The sequence below is a fragment of the Clostridiales bacterium genome (genome assembly GCA_018333995.1).
Taxonomy (GTDB): domain Bacteria; phylum Actinomycetota; class Coriobacteriia; order Anaerosomatales; family SLCP01; genus JAGXSG01.
In genome coordinates, this window is the sequence record JAGXSG010000004.1 from 1 (window position 1) to 4,741 (window position 4,741).

Here is a 4,741-nt window from a genome sequence, read left to right on the forward strand (position 1 = left end):
TGTCGTCCGTGCCCGCGTACTGCATGGTGAAGAACCAGTCGCCGTCAGGCAGGACGAACTGCACCTTGTAGTCGCCAGCCTTCAAGCTGTCGAACAGGAAGTAGCCGTTTGCATCTGTCAGCATCGTGTCGATGATCGCGACCGGCGCACAGAGTTCGTCGACCGACCACAGGTTCACCGTCACGCCCTCGATGCCCGGCTCGCCCTCGTCTTGGATACCGTCCTGGTCAAGGTCGTTCCAGACGAAATCGCCGAGCTCTGCGGGGGGCATCCAGTTGACCTTGAGCACCGCGGAGGCGGACTGCTCCGTCTCGATGATGGTGGCGGTGTTGTCATACCTCCACGAAGCGGGATCGGGGTCAACGTAATCGGCCCACGCAAAACACTCGCTGTAGGTGAACGTATCGCCGTTGGGCGCGCTGAGCATACCCAGCTCGACGGGTACGCCCGGGACACCGTTCAGTGACATGACGTCTTGGACAGTGATTTCGCCGTAGAGCTCCTCGGCAGGCGCACCCCAATCGATGGCGGCTTCTGCCATGTAATCGTCACGCTCGGTGGTGACGGTCACCTTGTTCACGCCCTCGATCGCCGAGGCGACGTCTACGTCGTAGGTGCCCACGAGGTCGTCACCGACGGCGAGCTCGTACGGGAAGATCACACCGCCGAAGTCGACCTCTATCGCAGAACCTCCGAGCACGTCTTCGACGCTTTCGATCATGGCCGGCAGATCACCGGTGTTCTCGATGGTGACCGTGCCCGAGACATTCCAGTCGCTGTCCGTATAGCCCTCATACGCCACATCGACGGTCCAGGTCGCGCACTCGTCACCGCTGCCATCGAACCACAGCCAGATCTTCGGGTACTGCTCCTCACCGATAGTGTGTCCGAACTTGGTCTCGACCCACTTGTCGATGGCCCACTCGTTGGTGCGGACGTAGGAGGTCACAGCGGTCTTGTCGACCGTGAGTTCCTCGAACAGCTCGTACATGCCAGCATCGATCGTCAGGTCGCTTGCGCCCGCCGCAAGCGTCACACAGTCGGTGATACCTGTGGCAGGATTGGCGTTGCTGTCGATCATGTCGTCCGTGCCCGCGTACTGCATGGTGAAGAACCAGTCGCCGTCAGGCAGGACGAACTGCACCTTGTAGTCGCCAGCCTTCAAGCTGTCGAACAGGAAGTAGCCGTTTGCATCTGTCAGCATCGTGTCGATGATCGCGACCGGCGCACAGAGTTCGTCGACCGACCACAGGTTCACCGTCACGCCCTCGATGCCCGGCTCGCCCGCTTCTTGGATACCGTCCTGGTCAAGGTCGTTCCAGACGAAATCGCCGAGCTCTGCGTACTCGAGCACCGTGACCGGGATGTTCTTGGTACCTGAGGCATAGTACGCAGGAGTAGCGTCGTAGCGCGCATAGTAATCCACCTTGGCTAGAGCCACGCCCACGCCCTCTTCGATGTGTGCCAAAGGCACCAGAAGCTCTGGATTAGTGGTCACGTTCCACGTGATGACCTGATTGACCTCGATCCTCAACCCGGTCGCCAGCACCACCGGTGTACCCGAAGCCGTGCCGTCCGGGCCCGGAGGCGTGAACGTCACATCGATCCACGCCGGGCTTGCTCCCTCAACGAATCCGGCGTTGAACGCGGCCACTGTATATGCGACCGAGCCGTCGCGATACTGCGTGTTGGGAGTCACGCTCAGAAACACGTCGACGCTATTCCCGACCACAGGCGTGACCTGCGACATCGCCGGAACAGCGACTCCCAACGTGAGCACCATGACCGCAAGCACGATCACAAGCCGTCTCCACTTGCCTCTTCCAACCATAGTAATTTCACCCCTAACTTCTTCACTACAGTGTCCATCGACACCATCGGGAGCGAACGTTGACGCCGCTCGTCTCCACTCGAGCCTCCATCCCACACACGAGCCGACACAGGCCTGATCGCCCGGTTCAGTTGCCTGACCTCCCTTCCCCACTTCCGCTGGACGGACGAGTGTGGTTCCCTGAACCACCCCCAACGCAAAGACCGACCCCGGAGGGTCGGTCTCACCATTAGCTCACCGCCCGGCCTGGGTGACCGGATCGCGCCAGACGGATCTTAGCTTCTCCCCCCTGAGCAGCCAGTGCTCAGAGATGCTTCCCCGCCGGGTATACCCGGGACGGGATACCCGCAGACATCTTCCAACGGATTACGAGCATGATTGCGACCAGCGGCTGTCTGATTCAGACGAGTAGCACTTCTCAGCGACGAACGGTTTCGATACCGGGGCGCGGCCATCGCTTGGCCTAAGGCGCCGCTCGTCGTCTGCGGCGGACGAAGACGAGCACCGTCGTGGCTACCGTGAGGACGACGAGCACCGGCGCCACGAGCGCGACGACGGTCGCAACGAACGCCGCCACGTCCTCGGCAAAGCTCACGAGCGGAGCGCCCGTACCGGCTGTCGACACGTTGACCGCAGGCCGGGCCGTCGCCTTCGCGGCGTGCACGCTTCCGGCGACGAGTACACCCGCGACGACCCAGACGGCCGGATGCACCCACTCGGCGTTCCCCGCCGCCGCCACGAAGAGCAGCCCTCCGGCCGCAGGCCGCACGAACGTCTGGATCGCATCGTTGACGTGGTCGACGGCCGGGACCTTGTCGGCCACCATCTCGATCGCCAGCAGCACCGCGATGAGCGCGATCGCCCACCACTCGCCGAGGAGCGCGTAGGGCTCGGCAAGCTCTATCCAGCCGAGCTGCTGCGCGACCGCGACGACCAGGAGCGGGATGTAGGCGTTGAGTCCCGCGGGGATGGCAAGTCCGAGTCCGGTGAGGATGTCCATGGCGTGAGCGCCTCCCTATTCCTCCCGCAGTCCCTCGCTTGCGAACATCTCCTCGGGGTGCACGTACGTTGCGAGCGCATCCTCGTAGATGCCCTCAAGCGCGGCTACCTCGGCCTCGATGAGACCTTCGATGCGCAGCGACTCCCCGCCGACCTCGCCGACGACCGAATACGGCACGCCGTGTGAGAGCGCTATCTCGATCACACGCTCGACATCGCTCTCTGCGACCGTCACCACGGCCCGGCCCTGCGTCTCGCTGAAAAGCGCGGCGACCGGCGGCAGCACACCGTCGTCGTCGCCCTCGCCAAGGTCGAGGTGGACGTCGGCGCCGATGCCACCCGCCATGCAGCTCTCGGCGAGCGCGACCGCGAGCCCGCCCTCTGCGCAGTCGTGCGCCGAGCGCAGCAGCCCTTCGCCGATCGCGGAGAGCAGCACCTCGCGCAGCGCCGCTTCGTGCGCGAGGTCCACGCGTGGCGGCGCTCCGGCAACCGTGTCGAACACAACCTTCAGGTACTCGCTCCCGCCGAGCTCTGCCTCGGTCTCGCCGAGGAGCACGATCACGTCGCCCGCCTCCTTGAACGCGAGCGTCGTGTGCTTTGAGACGTCATCGAGAATGCCTACGAGCCCGACGGTGGGGGTGGGGTAGATCGGCTGGCCAAATGACTCGTTGTAAAACGAGACGTTGCCGGAGATGACCGGTATCTCCCACGCGCGACACGCGTCCGCCATGCCGCGGATTGCCTCCGTAAACGTCCAGAAGACCTCTGGCTTCTCAGGCGAGCCGAAGTTAAGACAGTCGGTGATGGCAGCGGGCCGCCCGCCAGAACACGCCACGTTGCGCGCCGCCTCGGCGACCGCAATCTGCGCACCAACATACGGGTCGAGATAGACGTAGCGGCCGTTGCAATCGGTCGACACCGCGATGCCGCGCTCCGTGACCTCGCCGCGGCCGGGCAGTCCGATGCGCAAGACAGCCGCATCCGAGCCGGGCAACACCACGGTACCCTGCATGACCTGGTGGTCGTATTGCTCCCAGATCCAGCGGCGCGAGCAGATGTTTGGGCTCGCGAGCAGGTCGAACAGCGTCGCGGTGAGCATCTCGGGCTCGTCCGGATGATCGAACTCCGCGAGCGGGTCGAACGCGTGCAGCTCGTCGAGGTAGGCGGGGCGTTCGGCGGGCGGGTCGTAGATCGGCGCGTCGTGCGCGAGCGTGGCCGCGGGCATGTCGCCCACCACTTCGTCACCCTCACGGATCACAAACCGCCCAGTGTCGGTGACCTGACCGATGACGGTCGCGGGAAGCCCCCACCGCTCGCAAATGTCCTGGACCTCGCCGAGCTTCTCCGGGGTGACGACCGCAAGCATGCGCTCCTGCGACTCAGAGACCATGATCTCAAACGGCTTCATCGCGTCTTCGCGCTGCGGGACGAGCGTGACGTCGATCTCGAGCCCCACGCCGCCGCGCGACGCCATCTCGCTCGCACTCGACGTGAGCCCGGCCGCGCCGAGGTCGCCGAGGGCCACGAGCACGTCGCGCGAGAGCAGCTCAAGGCACGCCTCGATGAGCAGCTTCTCGGTGAACGGGTCGCCCACCTGCACGCTCGGCCGCTTCTCTTCTGCCTTCTCGTCGAACTCCTGACTCGCGAGCACGCTTGCGCCGCCGATGCCGTCACGCCCGGTCGTCGAGCCGATGAGCACGAGCAGGTTGCCCGGCCCGGCCGCGACCGCGCGCATGAGGTCTTCCTCGCGCATGAGCCCGATCGCCATCGCATTGATCAGGCAGTTACCCGCGTACGCCTCCTCGAAGTACACCTCGCCGCCCACCGTGGGCACGCCCAGGCAGTTGCCGTACCCGCCGATGCCGGCGACCGCGCCCTCGAACAGATAGCGCTGGCGCGGCTCGTCGAGCG

At 64.8% G+C, this 4,741-nt stretch carries 3 protein-coding genes; all 3 read right to left on the bottom strand.

The genetic code is table 11. The features are described 5' to 3' along the window. Positions 1–1,831: hypothetical protein (locus tag KGZ40_01400; GenBank protein MBS3956180.1), on the bottom strand; the 1,831-nt coding region annotated here is incomplete at its 3' end. A 463-nt stretch (positions 1,832–2,294) separates the two neighbouring features. Further along, on the bottom strand, positions 2,295–2,831 hold the full coding sequence (locus KGZ40_01405; GenBank protein MBS3956181.1) for a DUF4126 domain-containing protein: 537 nt from the start codon (positions 2,829–2,831) through the stop codon (positions 2,295–2,297). A 15-nt stretch (positions 2,832–2,846) separates the two neighbouring features. Further along, on the bottom strand, positions 2,847–4,741 hold a 1,895-nt coding region (gene purL / locus KGZ40_01410; GenBank protein MBS3956182.1), incomplete at its 5' end, for a phosphoribosylformylglycinamidine synthase subunit PurL.